Source organism: uncultured Alistipes sp. (genome assembly GCF_949296715.1).
Taxonomy (GTDB): domain Bacteria; phylum Bacteroidota; class Bacteroidia; order Bacteroidales; family Rikenellaceae; genus Alistipes.
Map to the genome: position 1 here is coordinate 1 of NZ_CASFQD010000017.1, position 2,167 is coordinate 2,167.

Consider the following 2,167-nt stretch of genomic DNA (forward strand, 5'->3'; position numbering starts at 1 on the left):
CGTGTAGTCGAGCTCCGCCTCGTCTACGAGCCAGCGCTGCTGCTGGTGGGGCGAGAGGAGCAGCACCATGCCGTCGTGCAGCTCGATGCGGCGTCCGCCGAGCAACAGCACGCCTCGGGCCCTGTGCAGGAAGAAGAACTCAAAGAAGTCGGTCCGGAAGAGCGGATTCTCGGTCAGTACGCCGCGGATCTCTTCGCTGCGGCCCGTATTGATGTAGAAGTCGACGCCGCACTGCGTCTTGCTGAACGGCACGGTGACCAGCCGTCGGGGATTTGTCGCTGTCTTCATCGCTCGCATCCGGGTTATTCGATGACAAAGATAGAACATTATTTATCAAAATGGCATACATTACCCCCTTTCGGGCATGGTTTTGCACAAAAAATCTTCGGATCTTTGCCTCACAAAACATCCGGAATATGAACCAGCAAGAGGAGATCATCCGCGACATCGACGTGCAGAGCGTCATGACCCGCTCGTCGCTGCCCGTGGGCGGCTATTCGGTCAACCCCTACGTGGGGTGTCCTCACGCCTGCCAATATTGCTACGCTTCGTTCATGAAGCGCTTCACGGGCCACACCGAACCCTGGGGATCGTTTCTCGATGTCAAACACTGGAAACCCGTCGGCAATCCGCACCGCTTCGACGGCCAGCGTATCGTCATCGGCTCGGTGACCGACGGCTACAATCCCTTCGAGGAGCAGTTTCAGCGCACGCGCCATCTGCTTGAGGAGCTGCGCGGCACGACGGCCGAGATCATGATCTGCACCAAGTCGGATCTTGTGCTGCGCGACCTGGACCTGTTGCGCACGTTCCCGCGCGTGACGGTTTCGTGGTCAGTCAACACGCTGGACGAGGCTTTCCGTGCCGACATGGACCGCGCGGTGAGCATCGAGCGGCGTCTCGAGGCCATGCGGCAGGTCTATGAGGCGGGCATCCGCACCGTCTGCTTCGTCTCGCCGATCTTTCCGGGCATCACCGACCCGAAGGCCATCATCGAACGGGTGAAAGACTTCGCCGACCTCGTCTGGCTCGAGAATCTCAACTTGCGCGGGCAGTTCAAGGCAACGATCCTGGCCTATATCCGCGAAAAGCATCCCGAACTGGTGCCTTTATACGAGGAGATCTACAACCGCCGCCGGACGGACTATTGGCAGGCGCTTGAACACGAGATGGCCGCCTATGCTGCCGCAAACGGCCTGCCATATCGCGTGAACGACCTGCCGTACGGCCGCTCCGAAAAGGGACGTCCGGTTGTGGTCAACTACTTCTATCACGAAAAAATCCGGCTCAACAACCGATCCTCGGAGCGGTAGGATGCCGTAAACGGAAAACCTCTTAAAACACGATAAACGATGAAACAGATTGAAAAGATCGCCGAATCCGAAAATTTCAGTGCAATCGGGCTCGGCAAATTGAGCGAACTGAACGAATTCGTGCTGGAGCTGAATCCGGCCGTCAAGATCCCGGGCAAGGTCTTCGGTGGTGCGGCCTTGCAGGCAACGGGTGCGGAGTTCTCCTTCCAGTCGTATGCCCCCGGCACGGAGACCGGGTTCCTCCACACCCACAAAACCCATGAGGAACTCTACTTCTTTCTCTCGGGCGAGGGTGAATTCCAGGTCGACGGCAAGATCTTCCCGATCGGTGAAGGTTCGGTAGTGCGGGTAGCTCCTGCGGGACGACGTTCCGTCCGCAATACGGGCCGCGAGGCGCTTGTCATGCTATGCGTACAGTACAAGGGCGGCACCTTTACGGCCGAGGACGCTGCCGACGGTGTGATTCTGAACGAACCGATTTGTTGGTAAGGTCTCCATACAGTAAATGACAGGTGTGATACCGTTTGCGACGGCATCACGCCTGTCTTGCTTACCGGCTGTTACCCGAAATAACACAACCGGTTTATGCCGTCAGCACCTTGCCGATGCGGCGCATCTCACGGCTGATGTTCGCCTCGGAGATCTTCGCATAGCGCCGCGTCATGTTCGTATTCGTATGGCCCAGAATCTTGGCGATAATGTCGATCGGCATTCCGTATTCAATCGCCAGCGTGGCAAACGTATGGCGCGCCAGGTGCGTGGTCAGATGCTTGGGAATCTGGCAGATATCCGCTATCTCCTTCAGGTAGGCGTTCATCTTCGTATTCGACGGGACGGGCAGCAGCTTGCCCCGC

General features: G+C 58.0%; 3 protein-coding genes and 1 pseudogene. 2 read left to right on the plus strand and 2 right to left on the minus strand.

Annotated features, from left to right (window positions below):
* Positions 1–288, minus strand: a pseudogene (locus tag Q1Y33_RS02650) (AraC family transcriptional regulator); the annotation flags it as partial.
* Positions 289–416: 128 nt separating this feature from the next.
* Between Q1Y33_RS02650 and Q1Y33_RS02655 the strand changes: the two are divergent.
* Both Q1Y33_RS02655 and Q1Y33_RS02660 read left to right on the plus strand, forming a co-directional pair.
* A complete protein-coding gene (locus Q1Y33_RS02655; RefSeq protein WP_087263756.1) occupies positions 417–1,313 on the plus strand; it encodes a radical SAM mobile pair protein B in 897 nt (298 codons plus the stop codon).
* 39 nt (positions 1,314–1,352) lie between these two features.
* Complete coding sequence (locus Q1Y33_RS02660; RefSeq protein ID WP_253012195.1) at positions 1,353–1,802, plus strand: cupin domain-containing protein; 450 nt, start codon at positions 1,353–1,355, stop codon at positions 1,800–1,802.
* Between the two features lie 94 nt (positions 1,803–1,896).
* Here Q1Y33_RS02660 and Q1Y33_RS02665 read toward each other — a convergent pair.
* Positions 1,897–2,167, minus strand: a 271-nt coding sequence (locus Q1Y33_RS02665) for a tyrosine-type recombinase/integrase (RefSeq protein WP_300797999.1), incomplete at its 5' end; no start/stop codon positions are given.